The organism is Natrinema salsiterrestre, assembly GCF_029502005.1.
In the GTDB taxonomy this organism is placed as follows: domain Archaea; phylum Halobacteriota; class Halobacteria; order Halobacteriales; family Natrialbaceae; genus Natrinema; species Natrinema salsiterrestre.
On record NZ_JAMQOT010000003.1, the window covers coordinates 35,922 to 55,693 of the forward strand.

The window sequence follows — 19,772 nt, forward strand, 5'->3', positions numbered from 1 at the left end:
TCATATAGGTAGTCCATGAAGATTGATGGAACTTGTATCGGCTCCAATCATGATCCGTTTTTTATTGCTGAAGCCGGAGTCAACCACAACGGCTCACTAGACAGGGCCAAGAAATTGATCGATGTCGCAGCGGATGCTGGAGCAGATGCAGTGAAGTTCCAGACGTTTAGCGCAGATCGGCTGGTAACTCCAGATGCGTCAACTGCGAGGTATCAAGAATCAGCTACCGGCGAAACGGATCAGCACGAGATGTTAAAACAATACGAGATTGACAGAGCAAAACACAGAAAATTATTCGACTACTGCTCCGAGCAAGATATTACGTTTCTCTCTACACCCTTCGATCCAGAGAGTGCAGACATGCTAGCTGATCTCGGTGTTAGTGCGTTCAAAATTGGATCCGGTGAACTGGATAACCACCCACTCTTGACTCACATTGCAGAGTATGGTTTGCCAATGGTTGTGAGTACGGGAATGGGAACGATGAGTGAAGTACGAAAGGCGCATAATGCGGTCAGGTCGGTCAGTTCTGATATAGACATATCGTTTCTTCACTGTACCTCAGCGTATCCAACACCGATTACGGACGTAAATCTCCGTGCGATGGAAACGATGAGTGAAGAGTTTCCATTACCGGTCGGGTTCTCTGATCACACAACGATGCCGGAAACTACTGCGTTGGCTGTCGCTGCCGGCGCGTGTATTGTGGAGAAACATTTCACTGTTGATTCGACACTTCCCGGTCCAGATCACGAAGCGTCACTCGAGCCCGATGAACTTTGCCGCGCTGTTGCTCTGGTTAAGCAGGCCTCGGCTGCCCGAGGGGGTCCAACTAAGGAACCGACCGCTAACGAACTGGAAAATCTTGAGCAGATCCGTAAGGGGTTGTACGCTGCTACAGATATCCCGGCTGACACGCGGATCACCAAGGCTCACATCGACATAATGCGCCCAGCGGTAGGTCTATCCCCGCAGCAGTATGACTCAGTTCTCGGACGACGAACAACAGATGTAATTGACGCTGGTGACCCGCTTACTACTGCAAATATCGACATCGAATCGAAGGAGGATGACTAATGTTCGGGAACGATAACACGGTACTAGTCATTGGTGCACATCCCGATGACGAAGTGCTTGGGGCCGGTGGAGCAATTGCGAAGCACAGCAATGCAGATGATGATGTACACATCCTTATTGTCTCGGAGGGCTCCACACAGCAGTACGACGACCCCGATTTGATTGTGGAGAAACGCGAACATGCACACACTTGTGCTGACCGGCTTGGGGCGTCAGCAGTCCACTTTGGCGGATTGCCCGACATGAGACTAAGCGATATTGCCCATGTCGATATCAACGAAACTATTGAGTCGGTTTGTGCAGACATCAATCCAGATGTTGTCTACACGCACTCACGGCGCGAAGTCAACCGAGATCACGTCGCCGTTCACGACTCAACGCTAGTCGCGACCCGACCAGGTTCAGGCGTTTCGACGGTTCTCTCATATGAGACACCATCATCAACGGATTTCTCTCCGGATTTAGACGGGTTTGAACCCAATATGTTCGTCGATATTTCTGACCAGATAGAGTGCAAAATTGATGCTTTCAACGCTTATAAAACTGAGATCCGGGAGTATCCTCATCCACGTTCTCCAGAGGCGCTTCGCGCGATCGCACGTGCACGCGGGGCAAGTAGTGGCTTCGAGTTCGCCGAAGCATTCGATGTGCTTCGGATGTACCGATAACGCACTGATACTATTTGAGAGGTTTCGCAGGTGAGCCAATAACAGTAGTCTCTGCTGGGATATCTTCTGTTACAACTGACCCTGCTCCGATTATTGCACCCTTTCCTACAGTCACTTCTTCAAGTACCGTCGCTCCGGGACCGACGTAGACATCCGATCCCAGTTCAACTCCGCCAGCCAGCGTTACTCCCGGTGTGACTGTACCTCCTTTTTTCACTTTCGAATCGTGTGATATACTGACACAGCTGTCGACGAGAACGTGATCGTTGAGTTCGCTACTAGGTCCAACATAGGACTGACCATTGATCATAGTTCCAGTACCAATACTAGCTGTGTCCGAGACCGTCGCAGACTCATGAACTGCATTGAAAAAGCCAAATCCTTCGGCGGCAAGTTTTTCAGCGAGTTTTATACGAGTCGTCTGCTGGTCACCAAAAGCAACGAGAACCTGCGCGTCACGACCCATTTCTGCTACTGCGTCCAGTCCTCCAATGACTTCTGTTTGATTAATTTCTGTGCCATGCAATCGTTCTTCGTCGTCAGCGAAGACAACTTCCTCATAATTGCCAGTTGAATGGAGTATATCTAACACAACTCGCCCCTGCTCCCCGGCGCAATAAATCACTTTCATACTCATTTATTGAGTCGGTTACGGATGTTAGTAAAACTATCTCCAACTTCGAAATCAGTGTTTGAGAGGAGTGCTTCAGGGGACATAGGGCCTCGGTCTGAGATTTCCAGTTCAGTAAGTTCGATGATCCCCTCCCAAGCACCGACGCCCAGTGCGCCACCCTCACAATACGCGATTTCACCAGGACGGACAAAACTGCGATCCCCCGATGGCGGGTTAGCTGACCAAATCGTGATTTTTTGCCCCTCTAAATAAGAAAAGGCTCCCGGATATGGCCGGGTCAGTCCCCTAATCCAATTGTATAGTTCCTCGGGTGGTCTGGTCCAGTCGATCAGCCCTTGCTGCGGGTCTCTTTTCGGCCACCAAGTAGCCGCCTCTTTATTTTGTGGCGTCCGCGGTACCTCGCCTGCCGTGAACTTGGGATAGTATTTTCTTATTAGTTCCCGCCCAGCGTCAATGACTTTCTCATATAGGGTCGTGGCATCGTCTTCGGTTTCAATCGGAATCGGTTCTTGTCCGACAATGTCACCCGCATCCGCCTCCTCAACAAGATGGAAGAACGACAGTGCTGTAGTATCCAATCCTTTAATGATTGACCAAGCGATCGGAGCCCGCCCACGACCTCGTGGGAGCGGTGCCGGATGCATTCCTAACGCTGTGACTGAAGGGATTGCAAGCACCTCAGTATCAACGAGTCGCGACCACCCGACGACGAATAGCAGGTCGGGCTCGTAAGATTTGATCTCCTCGACCGTTTTTGGGTCGTTTACCGTTTCCACTCGGTGGAGTGGGATACCGTGTTCATTGGTAAAGGACTTGAAATTGATCTGATCAGAGAGTTCCTCTCGTTGGGGTTGTGTGTACACCGTCTTAATGTTGGCACCGAGTTTGGCTAATTCTTCCAAACATGCTAATCCCAACTTGTTGTGTGTCACGAAGACGATTCGCATATTCTCTATAGTGCGGCCTCCTACTAAAGGTATAGTGAAATATAGTGGAATGTCCCCTGACACGCAGCCAGTTGAGTTAGTCACCGCAATACGCGGTAAACCCATCATACTATTGGGTATAACTTAGGTGTGGCTAAAGAATAACACATGATATGATTTCTGTCAATTAAAACCTGCAGAGGTATCAGTAGGTCAGACGCTTCCTGAGAAGCGAATCGTCAATCTGGATGTCGGCAAGTCGTTCGCATATTCTGGTCCCTGAGCCGCCGTAGTCGTAAGGGTTCTCACAGTTTATAACTTGTTTGCGGAATATTTCGTCGGTTAGGCAATACTTGACTGCCTCTCGTATCTCGTCGGTCTCATGCGGCACCGATACGGTGTTTTCTGATCGCTCGCGACCGTCCTGCCGAGGTCCGATATCTACGACCGGCAAGTCAAACGACGGCGATTCGATAATACCGCTGGAGGAGTTACCAACCATCGCGTCCGCGGCAGCCATAATTCCAAGAAAATCCCGTCGTGGAAGGCTCTGGAACGTCAACACGTCCGTACCGAGGGTCCGTGATTCAATCTCGGCGATCATCCGATCACCGCCAGCATCGGAGTTGGGATAAATCAAGACGACCTGTGCGTCAACCGACTCAACGGCATCAAGGGTTGATGCCATCTGTTCACCCGCTTGATTTGACTGTGTCGTCACTGGATGCTGAACGACAAGAACCAGTTTTCGGTCGGTTTCAAGATCGTATTGCTCATAGACCGCTTCGGGTTGTTTGTACCTCCCGGTAAGTATGTCGTCTAATCCCGGCGCGCCCGCAACCGTTATACACCACTCCTCTTCGCCAAGTTTTTTGATCCGGCGAGCACTCCGTTCCGAGGCTGGGAAGTGGATGTGTGCAAACTTCGTAATCGCATGTCTGATACTATCGTCAATCACTGCGCCATGCATTGAGTCTCCACCATGCACGTGGGCTACAGGAATGTTCATATGAGATGCCGCAAGTGCTCCTGCAAGCGCTTCGTCGCGGTCACCTAACAGAAGCACGATATCAGGATCAAGACTTTCGAACGCGTCGGCAAGACTTGCAGTCCCAATTCCTAGAGATTTTGCCATCGCGGTTCCGGAGTCTCCAGAGAGTTGCATCAGAACCTCGCGATCAACCGAAAATCCGTCTTGACGAATCTCTTCCACGGTCATGCCGTGCTGAGGGGAGAGATGCATCCCTGTCGCGACAATAGAAAGAGTGAGTTTGTCGTGATTTTGTATTGCTTCCATCGAAGACCGCAGGAGACCGTACTCAGCTCTTGTCCCAGTTAAAACGAGAACTTTTCTTTGGGTGCTAGTCATACAGGATGAGTAGTTTATGTCTATATTAATTCCCTCACTTAGTATTGGGGTCGCTACTCAAGAAGGCAGCGGACGAGCTCAAGCTCCCAGGGTTCATCGACGTCGAACGACCGTTCTGGCGGCATCTCGTAGCCAACTGTGTGCGGTGTGTAGAATGATTTGTACGTTTCCCAAGCCTCAATAGATGTTGCGAACACAGCACCGTTTGGATGATAAAACTCCGGTATGTCCTGGGTTCGAGCTGGCTCGTCAGTCCAGAGTATATCGAAGTCGAAGAATTCGTATAACGACTCGTTCTCGCCTCTTGCCACGGCCCATTGGGGCGGTGTAACGTACTCGGAGATAGTAAGACACGAATCGGCTTCGGTCTCGTCAAGCTTAGCAAGTGTTCCATCAATGTCTTCTGGAGTTCGAAGGGGCGAAGTGACCTGAAGTATACAAATCCGGTCATATTTGGGTCCCTCTTGTTGTGAATTGTTGACCGCATGAGTAACGGTGTCTGATAACGTTGCTGTGTCAGTCGCGAGTTCCTCGGGTCGAATGAACGGAACATCTGCCCCGTGCTCCTCGGCCACCTTCGCTATTTTCTCATCATCGGTCGAAACGATAGTACGATCGATTCGACTCGCAGAGGAAGCATCCTCGATCGTATGTGCAATAAGTGGTTTTCCAGCCACCTCACGAACGTTCTTGCGCGGAACACGTTTCGATCCACCGCGAGCAGGAATAATAGCGAGAGTCTGGTGAGCCATCCTCAATCACTCCTCAGGAAAGCCCTCGACAGATTCAATGAGGTCGATGATTTCATTCTCTGAGAGCAGTGTCGTATCAGCGGAGGTGTATTCCCCACTTACTTGTTCAGCGTCAGTATAATTAACAGCGTCATATCCAGCTGCGTCTATTTGGGGAAGGATCACGAACATATCGTCTAATTCTCTAGTTCCTGAACTTTCATCAGTGGAGATCAGTTTTTCGTGGACACGTTCCCCTGGACGCGCTCCGATTATGTCGATTTCAATATCTGAGTTGTTATAGCCGTATTTAGGTGCATATTCCTCTATCATCGCTCTAGCGAGTGTTCCGATCTGGAGTGCCGGCATCTTTAGAACGAACACTTCTCCGCTCGTCATCCGTTCGTGAGCGTCAAGAACCAGCTCCGCTGCTTCGCTGATTGGCATAATAAACCGAGTCATCTCCGGATTTGTCACCGTTACTGGGCCGCCCGACCGAATCTGGTCCATGAACAGTGGAACAACCGACCCGCTGGATGCCAACACGTTTCCAAATCGAACACAACCAAACCGTGTTTCGCGTTCGCCTTTGTAAGTGTTCGCCGCGATGACGAGCCGTTCTGACAGTAACTTCGTTGCTCCCATGACTGACGTCGGATTCGACGCTTTGTCGGTACTCACGGCGACGAACGATTCGATCTCTTCATCAAGAGCTGCCTGAATTACGTTCTGGGTGCCCTCAACGTTCGTTTGTACCGTCTCGAATGGATTATACTCATTCAACGTGACGTGTTTCAATGCGGCAGCGTGAAAGACGACATCGATGTTTTCCATCGCAAGTTTGAGTCGATTCTGGTCGCGTACATCTCCTAGAAGATACCGAACTGGAGCTTCGTCTGCGAGAGATTTTTGAAGGTCAAATAGTCCTTTTTCATTTGTGTCGAGCACCCTGACCACTTCGGGGTCTTCGGAGAGAACTTCATGAACAAGGTGTGAGCCGATAGATCCACACCCTCCAGTAATGAGAACCTGCTTTCCAGTGAGAGAGGTCATAGACGTTTAGCTATACTATATGAGTAAACCCTTTTCGGAGTATCTCTCTTCGAGCTAGTGGACTGCTTCCGTGACTGCATCGACAATTCTGGCAATTTCATATGGCGATAGGTTCGGGTGCATCGGTAGAGAGAGGACCCGTCGCGAAATATCTTCAGTGACGGGTAAAGTAGGAATCTTCGTTTTGGATTTCCTGTAATACGAGGTCTCATGAATGGCTGGGTCCCAGTAAATCTTGGAGGCGATTTCATGTTCTGCGAGTGTGTCTATCACGTTGGATCTATTGATCCTACTCTCGAGTTCGATTGTGTACAATTGATAAACATGAGTTGCCTCTTCCATCGGTGTATGTGGTTGCAACCCTTGAATTTCTCTAAAGCTCTCGGTGAGCCGTGATGCCGCTTGTTGACGACCGGTGATGAGGTCATCAAGACGGTCCATTTGCGAACACCCAATTGCCGCAGGGAGATCACCCATTCGGATGTTCGTCCCTACGTCAATGTACTGACCAGATGTCGAACTATCGAAGTAGTTCTCGGAGGTACGACCGTGGGAACGGTACAGGCGGACGCGTCGAGCGAGGTCGTCATCGTCGGTAATGACTGCTCCCCCTTCGCCGGTCGCGACGATCTTGTTTTGACAAAAGCTCAATGCAGCTACATCTCCGAATGTCCCCAGTTTCTGTCCACGAAACTCTGCGCCAAGTGCTTCGGCAGCATCCTCTACTAGACTGAGGTCGTGCTCGTCGGCGATCTCACAAAGCTCGTCTATCTGACAACTAGTCCCGTAACAGTGGACCGGAAGAATTGCCGCGGTATCGTCGGTGATTTGCGTGCGGACATGGTTCGGATCTAAACCGTAGGTATTCGGTTCGATATCTGCAAACACTGGCTCGGCCTCAACAAGTCTGACAGCATTCGCCGTTGCGATAAACGTGAAAGACGGAACGATCACTTCGTCACCTCGACCAATTCCAAGTGCCTTGAGAGCAGCTACGAGTGCAGTCGTTCCAGAATTGACAACAAGTGCATTCTTTACGTCGAGAACTTTCTCAAGCCTCGATTCGAATTCAGAGACAAACGGACCCTTTGCCCAATAGCTACCTCGAGTTATTGACTCGATCGCATTCGAAATATCCGACTGGTCCCAGTCGATTTCGAACAACGGGATCGGCTCTTGTTTTACCTCCATATTGAAGAGAGGATCTCAGGGGTCATAGTGACTGGGTGTATCGCTGTCTTGTTCACTTTGTCTTTGTATGTTAGGGCTAAGACATGTACCTCATCTTATTCTCTACCTCGACTCACGTCCCAGTTAGGCCAGCTCGAGATATAATCCCCTCGCAGAGCTGATTTGAATACGTCACTCGTAGATCGGCTCGTCTTTCAAATAGACCTCTGTCTCGACGATGATTCCCCACCGCTATTTTCAAAAGCCGTGAGAATTAACGCTGATTGGCATCAGATACGAAAGCAGGATACATTTTCAGTAGGTTTATAAAATTAAAACTCGTCGAATTCAACCGATGATTGATTTTATTATCAATATTTTAATAAAACTGTCTGGCATCATTGAGCGGGTGATGCCGCGATCTAACGGTTCTCGACGTAACGATGGACCGACGCTCTGCGTCTGTCGCACACAAGAAGATTTGGACCGAATCGAGTCGAGCAACGACCAAAGCGATGTCGTAATTGGTTCAAATGACCCAGATATCCATGCTGCAGCACACGAGGAAACACAATTTGAGACTACATTTTTACAACACGCTATCTCGTTCTACGAGGTTGCAGAGGATGTACTTGATATCGCCGAAACCATCGACGAGTGGCTCGTGGACATCGGTGACGACGCTGGGGTTTCTACTGAAGTCTTATTCACCCAAAAAACGCCAGAGGGAAGTGAAATTGGTCGGGTCCAAGAATTACTGTTACTGATTGAATCATATCAGAAAATAATTAAAGATCATAATATTAAGACTGTCTATTTACATAGAAATCCCCAATCTGACTGGAAGGATGACATTCTCGTTGCTGTTGCGGACAGCCAAGGAATACCTGTAATCGAAGAACGGCCCTTTTCGTATCGTCTCAAGACGATGTTGGAGTTTGAGACCCGTTCAGTCGTCATCGGAGAGACAACCGTGAAACTTCCAGTTCCGAAACAAGTGATTGACTTCGTGCGGACTATTTACATCTTCATCGATTTGTTGTGGGACAGGTCAAGTTTTTCGAGCTCCGAGGTCAACAATCCTGAAGTTACATTCCAGCTATCTAGCTCGGATGAAAAGCATATAGACAACATTACCGGCGTAATGAGCGAACTTCAGGAACGAGGGCGCGTCCATCCGGTCGCACTTTCTTGGAATGCAAAAAGCGGCGCCAAAACGCTACGAAATTCCGGCTATGAGGTTGTCAACCTAACCGATGCGTTTCCACTCCGACGTGTGGGTGAACTACTTCTCGAAATTGTTCAGGTTATGGCCGCTGGATACCGTCATAAAAATCAGCTTTTTGAAAACCCGGATTTTACCTATCGAGGAATTGAACTAGCTCCGCATCTCTGGCCGGATTTGCGCTCAGTTGTAGTTCCGGGAATCCCCAGACGACTCGTAATACAGTGGGCCAGTGAGCAGTATTTCGGTACACGTCGCCCAGCAGCTCTGAAGCCGTGGGGAATGGGGGCACTTGAATACGGCAAGATCAGTCACAATGTTGCCGAGAGAGTCTGTAAACCAGTGACGTTCCACTATAACCTCGGAGTTGTTACGGAACAGCCGTACTTCCAAAATAAGCTCGACTTTTATATTGCAAATGGAGATAGGGAAAAGGAATGGTATATTGAGCATGGTGTTACGCCAAGTGATATCGTAGTCGCTGGCCACAGCCGTTACGATGGGATCAATGCCTTCAGACGTGATCACTCTCAAGAAGATTCGCGGACACATCTTGGTATAGATTCTGACCAACGTCTATGTATTTTTTTGGCGAATCAAAGCGATATCGCAGGACTCTGCAGTACAGTTGAGAAAATTCAAACCGTTGATACACTAGTTTCGGTGGCTAACAACTTCCCTTCGTGTATTCTTCTGGTAAAACCCCATCCAAGCGGTAACCCTGATCCGACGAGAAAAATACTCAAAAAGATAGAAAATGATAATGTTGAATTCGTCGAAGATTCGTCTCCGTTTCACTGTCTCAACGCTGCAGATATCGTCGTAACAAAGTATTCAACGGTCGGTATCGAGGCTATGCTGTTTGACCGTCCAGTCGTTTCAGTTGCTCTAGACGGCGAGACGAGGTTCCAGGATATATTTGGCGATGTTGCCGAACGAGTGAGCTCAACGGATCAGTTGTATTCATTTTTCGAGAATATTCTCATTGGTCGCGAGCAGCTCCCGGACCAATCTATTGCTCGCAAGGAATTCCTCGCAGAAATTTCCGCCCATTCTCAGAGCGCGGCAACCGAACTAATGGCAACAGCAATAGAACAGCGTGTCGACTCGATCGACGAGTGACCGATTAATGGCGACCGTTCCCGCGTCGATTATTTATCGTCTTTCAGGAATACTTACTAACCAATCAAGGGGGGCTCTAAAGCTACGGCCAAGTATTTATACTCTCTCACTGATTAGCTATAGATATGAGTTGGTGGAAGAAATTAGGTCTTAAAATATCTTCGTACTCTACATATCCTCGATTTCTGATAAAATTGATAAACAAATCGCCAACAAATACTACACTACACATTGACGAGAAAGCCGATATATCCCCAAATGTATCACTTTCTGGAGAAATATCGCTCGGGGAGAGTGTTTCGATAGCGCCTGGAAACAAAGTCTCAGGGAAAGTTATGTTATCTACTAGTGTAGAGATTCGGAACGATAATAGCATATTGTCTGGAGATATAGATGTTGGGGATTTCACCTATTTCAGTGGAGATAACAATCTGTACGGTAATATCAATATTGGTCGTTACTGCGCGTTCGGTCCGATGAGCTCTGTGTGGGAGAGAAACCACAATATACGACTGCCGAGCCAGGGGACTCGGTTGGCAGCTAGGTTTGAAAACGGTGATGGGCATAAGTCTGAGGGACCTGTTGATATCGGCCACGATGTCTGGGTGGGTGAGAAAGCGACTATCTTATCTGGGGTGAAAGTAGGCCATGGTGCAACTATCGGCGCCGGTGCCGTTGTCGCCTCAGACGTTGAACCGTATGCCGTCGTCGGTGGAAATCCTGCAAAGCGAATCAATTGGCGGTTTCCCAAACCGATCCGTGAAGAATTACTCGAACTACAGTGGTGGAACTGGTCAACCGAACGAATTCAACGGAATAACAAATTTTTCCAAACAGATCTCACAGAGGAAACTACAATCCAAGAACTGATAGTCGCGTAAAAGTATTTTCTGTTGATCGACAAGGCATTTCACCCTAAATGCGCTGAACAGCGACTTCCGAAAGAATATTGACGCAACGGTATCCAGTAGTCGTATGAAGGTGTTTTTATACGTCATGGATGCACTGCGTCCTGACTATCTATCTTGTTACAACCCTGCTGAAACCACATCCCCGAACCTAAAAGAATTCTGTCAAGATGCAACGAAATTCGAAAACGCCTACTCAACCACTACGTGGACGAAACCTGCGGCCGCGAGCCTACTAACAGGTCGATACCCTCGCGAGACAGGAACAATACACCAGCTCGATGCGTTTCCTGATTTTGAGTTCACACTACCGTCTGAATTATCTGCTGCAGGATATGAAACTCACTGCATTAGTTCAAATTTATTCGTAAGCGAACAATTTGGTTTCGGTGATTTCGATTCGATAGATGTATTGCAATATGATCAGTCTCTCCATGGGCGTCGCAAGTCACTGAAAGACCCTGGAAAACAGGAAAAACAGATGCTCGAAGAAGTAGGAGTCGACGATATGATTGTACCTCTCTCTGAAGATATTCATGCCAGAGTTAAAGATGCGATCGGGAAGCAAGCGGACGAGTTTTTTTTATTGTGGTCTATCGACACTCACGGACCTTATTTCGTCCGAGGAGAATCATCATATAATGGGAACGACAAATCCGACTTTATTTTCGAAAAAGATATAGATAAGTCAAATATGGATCATGTGAAGGACTTGTATAGAGACATGATTAGGTACAACGATGAGCAATTCGGTAATTTCATCTCGTACCTTCGTGAGGAAGGAATGTACGACGACTCGCTCATCATCACTATTGCCGACCATGGAGAGTCGTTCGGTGATCACAGCAAGTTCCCAGGCTATCCCATTTTTGGTCACACGGATATCGTATACGAAGAATGTATCCGCATTCCGATGATGGTAAAATACCCAAACGGTTACGCAAGAGGTCAAACAATTGATCAGCCAGTCCAGATAACAGATATTTATCCAACAGTTTTGGATGTACTTGACGAGTCTATTCAAGCAAATAACTTGTCTGGGCATTCCCTCTATAAATCAGATATAGCCGTTGATCGACCTATCTTCGTGGAGTCTCAAATAACACCTTCCAGTATTTACTCTGGGGCAATTCGTCAGGGGAAATACAAATATATTAAAATTGACAAACCTCTGTTGACTGGAGATGGTATAGCGAATTTCTCGCGGAGTTTAGTTCGTCGCCTGTGGGAACCTCAAACACGACTTTACAACCTGGAAGATGACCCAAACGAACAGACGAACCTTAATTCTCGCGAACGAACCAAGACCACTGCCTTGGCTGAGGAATTTGATGATATGCGTTGCACTTTAGAAAGAGCCTCAGTTTCTGACGAGCAAGAACAAGCAGACATCACCGCCGAGCGCAAAGAGCAGCTTCGACTGCTCGGCTACAGCGAGTGAACACGCCGTCACTCATTCGATCGTCACTCGCGTTACGATTTGGTCCGCAACAAATTTTGCTGCAAGGATGTATATCGGCAGCGCATACATCCGACGTCTAGCAGGTACACCGACCAATGAAATGACTACCGCGTACCCCCCCAGTACACACATAGAAAAAACAATAAAGAAAACAGTTCTATGGTTGAATTTTACGTTTCCTGACAGAACCGTTATTGCTGCACCGACAGTGACGGGAATCATGTATATTGAATCAAACGTCAAAATAAACATAGAGTAATACTCGCGAACCCACGGAAAGGGGCTATAAGTGAAATAAAATAGTCGAGCTGGCAAATAGATAAACACATCTAGCCAACTATCATAGGAGAGATCGGTGAGAAAGGAGAGTCCATGTCGCATTCGACCCCGTCGTATCCTCTCTAACGTCGAGACACTGAGCGGGTTCAGCCGCGCCGGAAGAATACTTATTATCCCAACTAAAACCCCTATGGAGACGAGAGACTTCTTTATGTCTTGGCCAAGCGCATATCCGATACTGGCTGAGATCCAGAAGAAAATCGCTATCTCAGGGCGTAGCATCGCCGTCAGCAGCGTGGCGATGACAAGCATCACGTATCGATACCTGTTCCGTAGTTCATCGGGATAAAGATAAGCATAAAACAAGAGCGTGAGACACAGTATTGTTGGCGATTCGCGCAGATTCTTAGAGGTGAACAGCCACAGAGCCGGCGAGAAACTTAGTGTTAACACAACATGAGGAATGTACCGTCGCCCAAAGTGAACCGCAGTCATACGGAGCCAAATAAGTACCGCGAGCGACCACAATCCCGCGTTGAACAGAGCGATCATCAACGGGCTCTTTCCGAAGACGAGGTGGACAGCAGCAGCGTACTTTACATACGTCATCACCTGTATCGCATTCGACACTGGGCTCGGATTAAACGCCTGCCACGACCGGACGGTAGTCATGGATAGGTCGTAATAAAGCCGCTCGTCGGGTGTGTAAGCTTGTATTATATAAAAGTTGAGAAATGCAAGACCAGCAGACAATGCGAACGGGATAAGGGTCCATACGAACCTGATATTTAACCGCCGCGAGAGTGCCCATAATATGATTCCGAATCCGCCGATTAGAATAGGGATTTCCGCCGCGGCTGTCACCACCTGACAGAACACGAGTAAGATACTGGCACAGACCAGCAGCACTGCTCCCAGATGAGAATTCGATTCGACGTCCAATAACGGATTTTGCTCCATATGTGGTGTCTTTTCTTATTGTGAGTCGTCGACACGAACAGACTACTGGACTATGTTGGACCGATGGTCCTCATACCACTCTATTGTCTTTCGTAGTCCTTCTTCGAACGGAGTGCTCGCTTCCCAGCCGAACTCACGCTTTGCTCTTGAGACATCAAGTCGTCTGCGTGGCTGTCCGTCAGGTTTACTAGTATCCCATTCTACCTTACCATCAAAGTCGACAAGATCGGTTATCATCTCTACCAGTTCTTGTATATTTATCTCCATCCCGCTGCCAAGATTGATCGGTTCACTCTTATTGTAACGTTCAGTGGCAGTCAAAATACCATCAGCGGCGTCGGAAACGTAGAGAAACTCTCGAGTTGGTTCGCCGGTACCCCAAGCAGTGATCGAGTCAGCATCGCTCTCACGTGCTTCAATAGCCTTTTTGATTATTGCTGGAATTACGTGCGACGTTTCAAGATCGAAGTCGTCGCGGGGACCATAGAGGTTCACCGGCATCAGGTAAATGCTATTGAAGTCGAACTCCTTACGATAGGCCTTTGATTGTGTAAGAAGCGCTTTCTTCGCGATACCGTACGGCGCGTTCGTTTCCTCAGGGTAACCATCAAATAGATCGTCTTCAGTGAACGGGATGGAGGCATGTTTTGGATAGGAACAAACCGTTCCTAGAATGGTGAACTTCTTAACGTCGAAACGGCGGGCTTGTTCGAGTAGTTCTATACCCATTACCGCATTGTCGTAAAAGTATGTCCCTGGGTTGTCTTGATTTGCGCCGATACCTCCGACCGTTGCGGCCAAATGGATGACTATGTCTGCCCCCGAGTCCTCAAAAGCACGGACGACATCAGACTTTTCACGGAGATCATAGTTCGAACTTCGCGGGACGAAGATGTCAACATCGGTGCTTCGAGCACGCAATTCCCTGACGAGATGACTTCCGAGAAAGCCTGCACCGCCAGTGACCATCACTGTTTGGTCGTCCCAGAACGTCGTTGTCTCACTCATCTCCAATCGACTCTCCCGTACCATTTCTGTTTATTCTGAGCGTACCATTCGATAGTCCGGCTAAGCCCCTCTCGCCACGTAGTCCGTGGTTCCCATCCAGTTTTCTCGGTGAGTTTCTCGTGGCCGACTCGTAGTTCCTCCACGTCGCTGTCACCGGGCCGGTAGCGGTCATCGGACTGGACGATTTGAGGATCTTCCCAGTAGCCGTGTTCGGCCCCTACTTCCAGAATTAGGTTTGTCCAGTCACGCATAGAGATGTTTTCGCCATAGCCGTAGACATATTGTTCACCGGGATTCCCTTCTAACGCGACGTGGAGATGGCCTCTAACTCCGTCTTGGACGTAGCACATATCCCGCTTTGGCTGGAGATTACCCAATTCGATGATGTCGCGCTCCAGCGCTTGGGTGATTATCGTACCGGTTATATAACGGGGGTTCTGCCGTGGGCCGTAGTTGTTGAACATCCGTGTGGTCACGGTCGGGATTTTATAGGCGTCATAGTAATTCATCGTCAGGAAGTCAGCTGCTAGTTTTGAGGTGGCGTAGACACTCTTCGGATTGACCGGTGACCGTTCGCTGAGGATGACTCTGCCGTTATCATCGAACTCATGGTTTTCACGGACCTCCTCAACTACATTACCGTATTCCTCGCTAGTACCGGCAGTGTCGAATTTCGCGATGTCGAGATCGAGATCGACGACGGCCTGTAACAAGTTCAATGTTCCCCGCACATTCGTGTCTACGGTCTCATACGGCCGATCCCACGACTCGCCGACGTGTGCCTGTGCGCCCAGATGGATGATGAGTGCTTCACTCGTGTCTTTAAGAGGTGACAGCGCTTTCCTAACCGAATGACTGTCCCGTAAGTCACCCTTATGCACCGTGATCGAATCCGCTTGATGTCGAATATTGTTTAGCTCGCCGCTGGATGTGGCACGAACAAACGCGTGTACGTCCGCGCCATACTCAACGAGCGTGTCAACGAGGTGGGATCCGACGAAGCCGTCGGCACCGGTAACGAAGACTGCTCGTTCGGACAACTGGGTCTCGAGATTCATATGTGCTTATCAGAGTAATCCTTCCCTCTTTGTTAAAAAGCTTGAGAATCTCATACCGGTTTCTATCAAAACTGAATCAATTTATTATAATGTCTGATTTCTATTGGAGCCGTCTGCAAACCTCATTTGGGGCCCGGATTCTGTATTAATAGCAACCTAATTTCAAAATTCAAAAATAACATTCCATATCATAATTAACTCTGCAGGACAGAAGTTACCATCAATTCGAAAATGAAAATACGCCACGCTTGTAACTTCGAATCTGAGCTATACAATCTTTCTAATCACCTCGCGGAGACTCGACTAGCCACAGGCAGTGAAAACTCACGTACCCCGCGGATACTATGTTGAAGCTTCCAGATATGCATATTGACTCGGGGTTCGGTTTTGGAAATTCCACCAGAGAAGTCGAGACAACGTTAGACGAGCCGTTCACGAACAATACGACTGATTTCTTGATTTTCGAATACGATTAACTAGGTATCAATCGAGATAGCAGGATAGTGGCTTTGACTGGTCGTTACCTAACAGAACCGAGTACATGGGAGATACATTCATACGTCTGAAATTCATTTCGTACTAATTCGCTGGACTGACTAGACTATCTCATCAGCACAACCAAAAGGAGCAAATACCCCAGTTGGTAACTACGGGTACATGACAAGGGTCGGCATCCTAGGGATAGATCCGGGCCACCGTCACATCCTCCACGCGATGTGCGAGCTATTTTCGGTAGACGAGGTGGAACTTACCGTCTGTACAACCGAAGATAACTTTGAGAACCTTAGAGTCCGCGGATGCGAAACAAAAAATCTCAAGACGCTGCTCAAACCTAGCAATGAGTCCACCCGGTCGTTCCTTGATAGGGTCGAGGAGTTCGCAACGGCCGACCTTGATCTGCTGTACATCAACACAGTCGGGTACTCGCTTGGGAGGTATCTATCCTATGTCGGTTTCGACCCCGATTGTCAGCTCTACGCGCGGATATTCAATTCAAGAACCTGGTTCAACCCGACGTTAGAAATTAGAAACCTACGTTCGTTTGGCTACGTCAACCTCTGTCACGTGCCGCGACAGTTGTTCCGCCGGAAACTCGATGGCGTAGTGGTCGAGTACCCGCCGATGAAGCAGTTCATCAAGACTGAGACGACATACTCGGGTTCTGTATCCACTATCCCGATACTGTTCGACACCGCACAGTACGAGTCAGCACCTTCTCCAGGAGATATTCATGTCGTCGTCCCCGGTAACGTGCAATCCCATCGTCGAGACTATGATTCCTTGCTTGATGCATTTGAACAGACTGATGGGCGCGTCTCGCTGGAACTACTTGGTCGCCCACGCGATGAATACGGAGAACACATCATTACCCGCTGCCGTGAGCTCCGGAGGGAGGGATATGAGGTTGTGACCCACTCTAACTGGATAGATGATACCGATTTCGAGCGTGGTATAGCCAGTGCCGATATCATCTGTTCTCCGTTCCGCAGTGAAGTCACCGCATCTTCACTCAACACGGAAATATATGGTCGAACCAAAGGAAGCGCAATTATTGGACATGCACTCCGACACAGCAAACCTCTGTTGGTCCCGGATTGGTTTGAACTCAGTTGGTTGCTGCCGGAGTGTAGCCTCACATATTCCGATAACGAAGAACTCGCCGAGTTGTTCGGTCAGATTGAACAAGATGAAGTAGATGTCGGGAAATTAAATAGGATAGCTAAAACAAATACTCAAAGAATTGGTAAATTCTATTCTAACCATATTCGGTCATTCTTTGCGGGTGATCTACCATAAGGCCTCTCGAGAGACTATATTTTGTTTTGGACTCCTTTGAATATCGAATAGGCTAATCTCACGTATTGTTTGTACGTATGAGGACTCCCACGAGACATTCTGTTGAAACCTTGAATAAAATGTCCATGCGAAATGTGTAGTCTTCCCAATTGGAATTCGTGGGACATGATTGCAGAGTCCACATCGACTGGCATTCCATTCAATTCTTCCTCAAAAAGAGCGTATAGATGCTCCTTACTATTTCTCACTGCCTCTATAGATGGTATTGCAGAGTCGCCTCGATGCACCAATGTTTCTTCAATTGCTGATAATTTTCCCTCTAGAGCAACTGAGATACCAAATTGGATGTCTTGGTGGCGGTCCAATGACTCGTCAAATCCACCTACTTCCACGGCAGTCTGCCTATTAACTAATAACGTTGACCCAAATCCTAGGCTTGTATTTGGAAATACTAATGCAGAAATTATTTCATTATCTCCTTCAGGTCTATAATCTTTTTCAATGAGTCTCCCTATTTTCTTTGTAACCCAATTATCTCGGCCAGAGCTAATATTGCAGTAAGTTCCTACGTATTCACTCGGTAGTTGCTCCATCTCTGCGACTTGTTGCTCTAGCTTTTTTGGAAGCCAGTAGTCATCCGAATCAAGAAAAGCTACGAGATCAGCATTCGCGTGTTTTATTCCAGTGTTTCGTGCAGCGGCACCACCTTGGTTTTCATCGTGGGCAATATATTTAATCCGGCTATCCTCAATATTTTTGACCAAGCCTTTGACATCTTCTTCTGAAGCATCGTCGACTACAATGAGCTCCAAATTTGAATAGCTCTGATTTAACACGCTATCAATTGCAATAGATAGATCGGAACGGCGATTATATGCTGGTATGATTACTGTTACTTTTTTCATTCGTTATTTAATAATTTTTATTATTAGTTATAGTTTGTAACAAACTGATCTAAAGACTACCCTGTATAGAGTGACATACTATGACAGGTAACCGAGCTTGCGTAGTTGCTCTTTGTCCGGCTCTGCTCTTTGCTCAGGATCGTATTGACCAGTCTCAAACATATTTGGGATGATTTCTTCGACATCTGAGACAGACATATTCGGCTGTTTGTATTTAAATGGTGATTGGATTAGTGGCCGCATCGTCGATAGTAGACCGCCAAGTGAATACGTACGACTAACCGGTGCTGTAGCACCAAGATATTGACTCCCAACTGTCTTGAGGAAGCTGCGTAATGGTTTTCGGTGGAAAACATATCCACCACCTCGGTCCCAAGCAGACGTTGCAACATACTGTGCACCCAGTCTCCCCGAAGACGAACCTAACCATACATCGCTTCTGATCGCTCGTTCTTCCGGCCAACTGCTCCACAAATCACAGCCATCCGTTGCTACCGGTTTGTTTTCTCCCAAGGCACTCAACGATGTAGGCACGATATCGGTTCCAGAGATGAGTGTATCAACTGACTCGTCTGTAGGTAGACCTGCGCCACAGAATAGGATCGGGACTTCTACAAGTTCTGGAACCATGGGTGATCCATGGCCCCAGCGGCCTCCATACTCCCCCAATAGTTCGCCGTGATCGCTGGTGAATATAACTAATGTGTTTTGGTAAATATTTCTGTCTTTAAGCGTTTCTACTATCTCATTGAACATATCTACACTCTTTTCTACACTACTATGGTATAAATTCCTGAGCTCGTCCGGATCATTGAACTCTCGTAAATATTCTTTTATTGACTCGAATTCGGTTGGGTGGTAACCATACGGTAGATGTCCTCCTTTATCGTGCAAAACGTATACGAACGGCTCGTTGAGATCGGCTAAGCGTCGCTCCTTTTTGAGTTCCTCAAATGTAGGTCTATCATCGATCCCGAGCATTTCAAGCGGCCAATCCCAGATGTCATTGACATCATAGGCTGAATTCTTTCGATCGAGAAGGCCAGGTGTTGATGAAAGTTGGTTGTCAAACCCCCATATGCGATGTTGGGCCGGATATACTCCGGTCATTAAACTTGGAACACTTGATCCCGTGTACGTACTTGGAGCTACTGCCTTTGCGAAAATACCCGTGTCGGAAACCCTCTGAGGGACTGCATCAAATCGAAGACTGTCAGAAATATATATAACAACGTTATCTACAGCAGATAACTCTGTGAGGCTTGAAAGTGTGGCTCCCTTCTCCATATTGAATCGTTCTTCTCTGTGGTAAAATATCTTATGAGTGGTGAGGACCTAACAGCTCGCATATGTTTGTTTGGAGAACTATCCGCTAAATTTTCAGGATTTAATGGGCGAAAGGTTCTCAATTTTCACGCAC

Annotated in this window: 17 protein-coding genes; 6 read left to right on the forward strand and 11 right to left on the reverse strand. The window is 47.8% G+C overall.

Annotation, left to right across the window (positions count from 1 at the left end; genetic code table 11):
- The first annotated feature begins 15 nt into the window (after window positions 1-15).
- Window positions 16-1,077 (forward strand): N-acetylneuraminate synthase, encoded by a 1,062-nt coding sequence (gene neuB, locus NDI89_RS09720; protein WP_277521350.1) that lies wholly within the window; start codon window positions 16-18, stop codon window positions 1,075-1,077.
- Complete coding sequence (locus tag NDI89_RS09725; RefSeq protein ID WP_277521351.1) at window positions 1,077-1,745, forward strand: PIG-L deacetylase family protein; 669 nt, start codon at window positions 1,077-1,079, stop codon at window positions 1,743-1,745. Before neuB ends, NDI89_RS09725 begins: the two co-directional genes overlap by 1 nt.
- Window positions 1,746-1,755: 10 nt before the next feature.
- Here the strand turns inward: NDI89_RS09725 and NDI89_RS09730 are convergent, their stop codons facing one another.
- The 6 genes from NDI89_RS09730 to NDI89_RS09755 form a co-directional block, all read right to left on the reverse strand.
- Window positions 1,756-2,382, reverse strand: coding sequence for an acetyltransferase (locus NDI89_RS09730; protein ID WP_277521352.1), 627 nt, complete (start codon window positions 2,380-2,382; stop codon window positions 1,756-1,758).
- A complete protein-coding gene (locus tag NDI89_RS09735) occupies window positions 2,379-3,326 on the reverse strand; it encodes a methionyl-tRNA formyltransferase (RefSeq protein ID WP_277521353.1) in 948 nt (315 codons plus the stop codon). The genes NDI89_RS09730 and NDI89_RS09735 overlap by 4 nt, the downstream gene beginning before the upstream one ends.
- A 184-nt stretch (window positions 3,327-3,510) precedes the next feature.
- A complete protein-coding gene (gene neuC / locus NDI89_RS09740) occupies window positions 3,511-4,674 on the reverse strand; it encodes a UDP-N-acetylglucosamine 2-epimerase (protein WP_277521354.1) in 1,164 nt (387 codons plus the stop codon).
- Window positions 4,675-4,727: 53 nt separating this feature from the next.
- Window positions 4,728-5,426 carry an acylneuraminate cytidylyltransferase family protein gene (locus NDI89_RS09745; RefSeq protein ID WP_277521355.1) on the reverse strand — a complete coding sequence of 233 codons (699 nt, stop codon included), beginning with the start codon at window positions 5,424-5,426 and terminating at the stop codon, window positions 4,728-4,730.
- A gap of 6 nt (window positions 5,427-5,432) precedes the next feature.
- Window positions 5,433-6,458, reverse strand: a complete 1,026-nt coding sequence (locus NDI89_RS09750) for an SDR family NAD(P)-dependent oxidoreductase (protein WP_277521356.1) — start codon at window positions 6,456-6,458, stop codon at window positions 5,433-5,435.
- Window positions 6,459-6,512: 54 nt separating this feature from the next.
- Window positions 6,513-7,649: a DegT/DnrJ/EryC1/StrS family aminotransferase gene (locus tag NDI89_RS09755; RefSeq protein ID WP_277521357.1), complete on the reverse strand. Its 1,137-nt coding sequence runs from the start codon at window positions 7,647-7,649 to the stop codon at window positions 6,513-6,515.
- Window positions 7,650-7,983: 334 nt separating this feature from the next.
- Between NDI89_RS09755 and NDI89_RS09760 the strand changes: the two genes are divergently transcribed.
- The 3 genes from NDI89_RS09760 to NDI89_RS09770 all read left to right on the forward strand — a co-directional run bounded on the left by NDI89_RS09760 (window position 7,984) and on the right by NDI89_RS09770 (window position 12,324).
- Entirely contained in the window at window positions 7,984-9,975 is a 1,992-nt protein-coding gene (locus NDI89_RS09760; RefSeq protein WP_277521358.1) for a CDP-glycerol glycerophosphotransferase family protein, read from the forward strand.
- A 125-nt stretch (window positions 9,976-10,100) separates the two neighbouring features.
- Window positions 10,101-10,856 (forward strand): CatB-related O-acetyltransferase, encoded by a 756-nt coding sequence (locus NDI89_RS09765; protein ID WP_277521359.1) that lies wholly within the window; start codon window positions 10,101-10,103, stop codon window positions 10,854-10,856.
- Between the two features lie 94 nt (window positions 10,857-10,950).
- Entirely contained in the window at window positions 10,951-12,324 is a 1,374-nt protein-coding gene (locus NDI89_RS09770; RefSeq protein WP_277521360.1) for a sulfatase, read from the forward strand.
- A gap of 12 nt (window positions 12,325-12,336) precedes the next feature.
- On the opposite strand, the gene NDI89_RS09775 is transcribed toward NDI89_RS09770, so the two are convergent.
- From NDI89_RS09775 to NDI89_RS09785, 3 genes are all read right to left on the reverse strand, one after another.
- The gene (locus NDI89_RS09775; protein WP_277521361.1) at window positions 12,337-12,939 is read right to left on the reverse strand and encodes a hypothetical protein; all 603 of its coding nucleotides are present in this window, start codon (window positions 12,937-12,939) and stop codon (window positions 12,337-12,339) included.
- 687 nt (window positions 12,940-13,626) lie between these two features.
- A complete protein-coding gene (locus NDI89_RS09780; RefSeq protein ID WP_277521362.1) occupies window positions 13,627-14,592 on the reverse strand; it encodes a GDP-L-fucose synthase family protein in 966 nt (321 codons plus the stop codon).
- Window positions 14,589-15,650: a GDP-mannose 4,6-dehydratase gene (locus tag NDI89_RS09785; protein ID WP_277521363.1), complete on the reverse strand. Its 1,062-nt coding sequence runs from the start codon at window positions 15,648-15,650 to the stop codon at window positions 14,589-14,591. Before NDI89_RS09785 ends, NDI89_RS09780 begins: the two co-directional genes overlap by 4 nt.
- Before the next feature lie 657 nt (window positions 15,651-16,307).
- On the opposite strand from NDI89_RS09785, the gene NDI89_RS09790 reads away from it, so the two are divergent.
- Window positions 16,308-17,447 carry a hypothetical protein gene (locus NDI89_RS09790; RefSeq protein WP_277521364.1) on the forward strand — a complete coding sequence of 380 codons (1,140 nt, stop codon included), beginning with the start codon at window positions 16,308-16,310 and terminating at the stop codon, window positions 17,445-17,447.
- Between the two features lie 14 nt (window positions 17,448-17,461).
- On the opposite strand, the gene NDI89_RS09795 is transcribed toward NDI89_RS09790, so the two are convergent.
- Window positions 17,462-18,352, reverse strand: a complete 891-nt coding sequence (locus NDI89_RS09795) for a glycosyltransferase family 2 protein (RefSeq protein ID WP_277521365.1) — start codon at window positions 18,350-18,352, stop codon at window positions 17,462-17,464.
- Between the two features lie 78 nt (window positions 18,353-18,430).
- On the reverse strand, window positions 18,431-19,639 hold the full coding sequence (locus tag NDI89_RS09800) for a sulfatase-like hydrolase/transferase (RefSeq protein ID WP_277521366.1): 1,209 nt from the start codon (window positions 19,637-19,639) through the stop codon (window positions 18,431-18,433).
- Window positions 19,640-19,772 lie beyond the last annotated feature (133 nt).

What these genes read in the sequence shown, in the direction of transcription:
- neuB (WP_277521350.1), top strand. Translation starts at nt 16, where the DNA reads ATGAAGATTGATGGAACTTGTATCGGCTCCAATCATGATCCGTTTTTT.
- NDI89_RS09725 (WP_277521351.1), top strand. Translation starts at nt 1,077, where the DNA reads ATGTTCGGGAACGATAACACGGTACTAGTCATTGGTGCACATCCCGAT.
- NDI89_RS09730 (WP_277521352.1), bottom strand. Translation starts at nt 2,382, where the DNA reads ATGAGTATGAAAGTGATTTATTGCGCCGGGGAGCAGGGGCGAGTTGTG.
- NDI89_RS09735 (WP_277521353.1), bottom strand. Translation starts at nt 3,326, where the DNA reads ATGCGAATCGTCTTCGTGACACACAACAAGTTGGGATTAGCATGTTTG.
- neuC (WP_277521354.1), bottom strand. Translation starts at nt 4,674, where the DNA reads ATGACTAGCACCCAAAGAAAAGTTCTCGTTTTAACTGGGACAAGAGCT.
- NDI89_RS09745 (WP_277521355.1), bottom strand. Translation starts at nt 5,426, where the DNA reads ATGGCTCACCAGACTCTCGCTATTATTCCTGCTCGCGGTGGATCGAAA.
- NDI89_RS09750 (WP_277521356.1), bottom strand. Translation starts at nt 6,458, where the DNA reads ATGACCTCTCTCACTGGAAAGCAGGTTCTCATTACTGGAGGGTGTGGA.
- NDI89_RS09755 (WP_277521357.1), bottom strand. Translation starts at nt 7,649, where the DNA reads ATGGAGGTAAAACAAGAGCCGATCCCGTTGTTCGAAATCGACTGGGAC.
- NDI89_RS09760 (WP_277521358.1), top strand. Translation starts at nt 7,984, where the DNA reads ATGATTGATTTTATTATCAATATTTTAATAAAACTGTCTGGCATCATT.
- NDI89_RS09765 (WP_277521359.1), top strand. Translation starts at nt 10,101, where the DNA reads ATGAGTTGGTGGAAGAAATTAGGTCTTAAAATATCTTCGTACTCTACA.
- NDI89_RS09770 (WP_277521360.1), top strand. Translation starts at nt 10,951, where the DNA reads ATGAAGGTGTTTTTATACGTCATGGATGCACTGCGTCCTGACTATCTA.
- NDI89_RS09780 (WP_277521362.1), bottom strand. Translation starts at nt 14,592, where the DNA reads ATGAGTGAGACAACGACGTTCTGGGACGACCAAACAGTGATGGTCACT.
- NDI89_RS09785 (WP_277521363.1), bottom strand. Translation starts at nt 15,650, where the DNA reads ATGAATCTCGAGACCCAGTTGTCCGAACGAGCAGTCTTCGTTACCGGT.
- NDI89_RS09790 (WP_277521364.1), top strand. Translation starts at nt 16,308, where the DNA reads ATGACAAGGGTCGGCATCCTAGGGATAGATCCGGGCCACCGTCACATC.
- NDI89_RS09795 (WP_277521365.1), bottom strand. Translation starts at nt 18,352, where the DNA reads ATGAAAAAAGTAACAGTAATCATACCAGCATATAATCGCCGTTCCGAT.
- NDI89_RS09800 (WP_277521366.1), bottom strand. Translation starts at nt 19,639, where the DNA reads ATGGAGAAGGGAGCCACACTTTCAAGCCTCACAGAGTTATCTGCTGTA.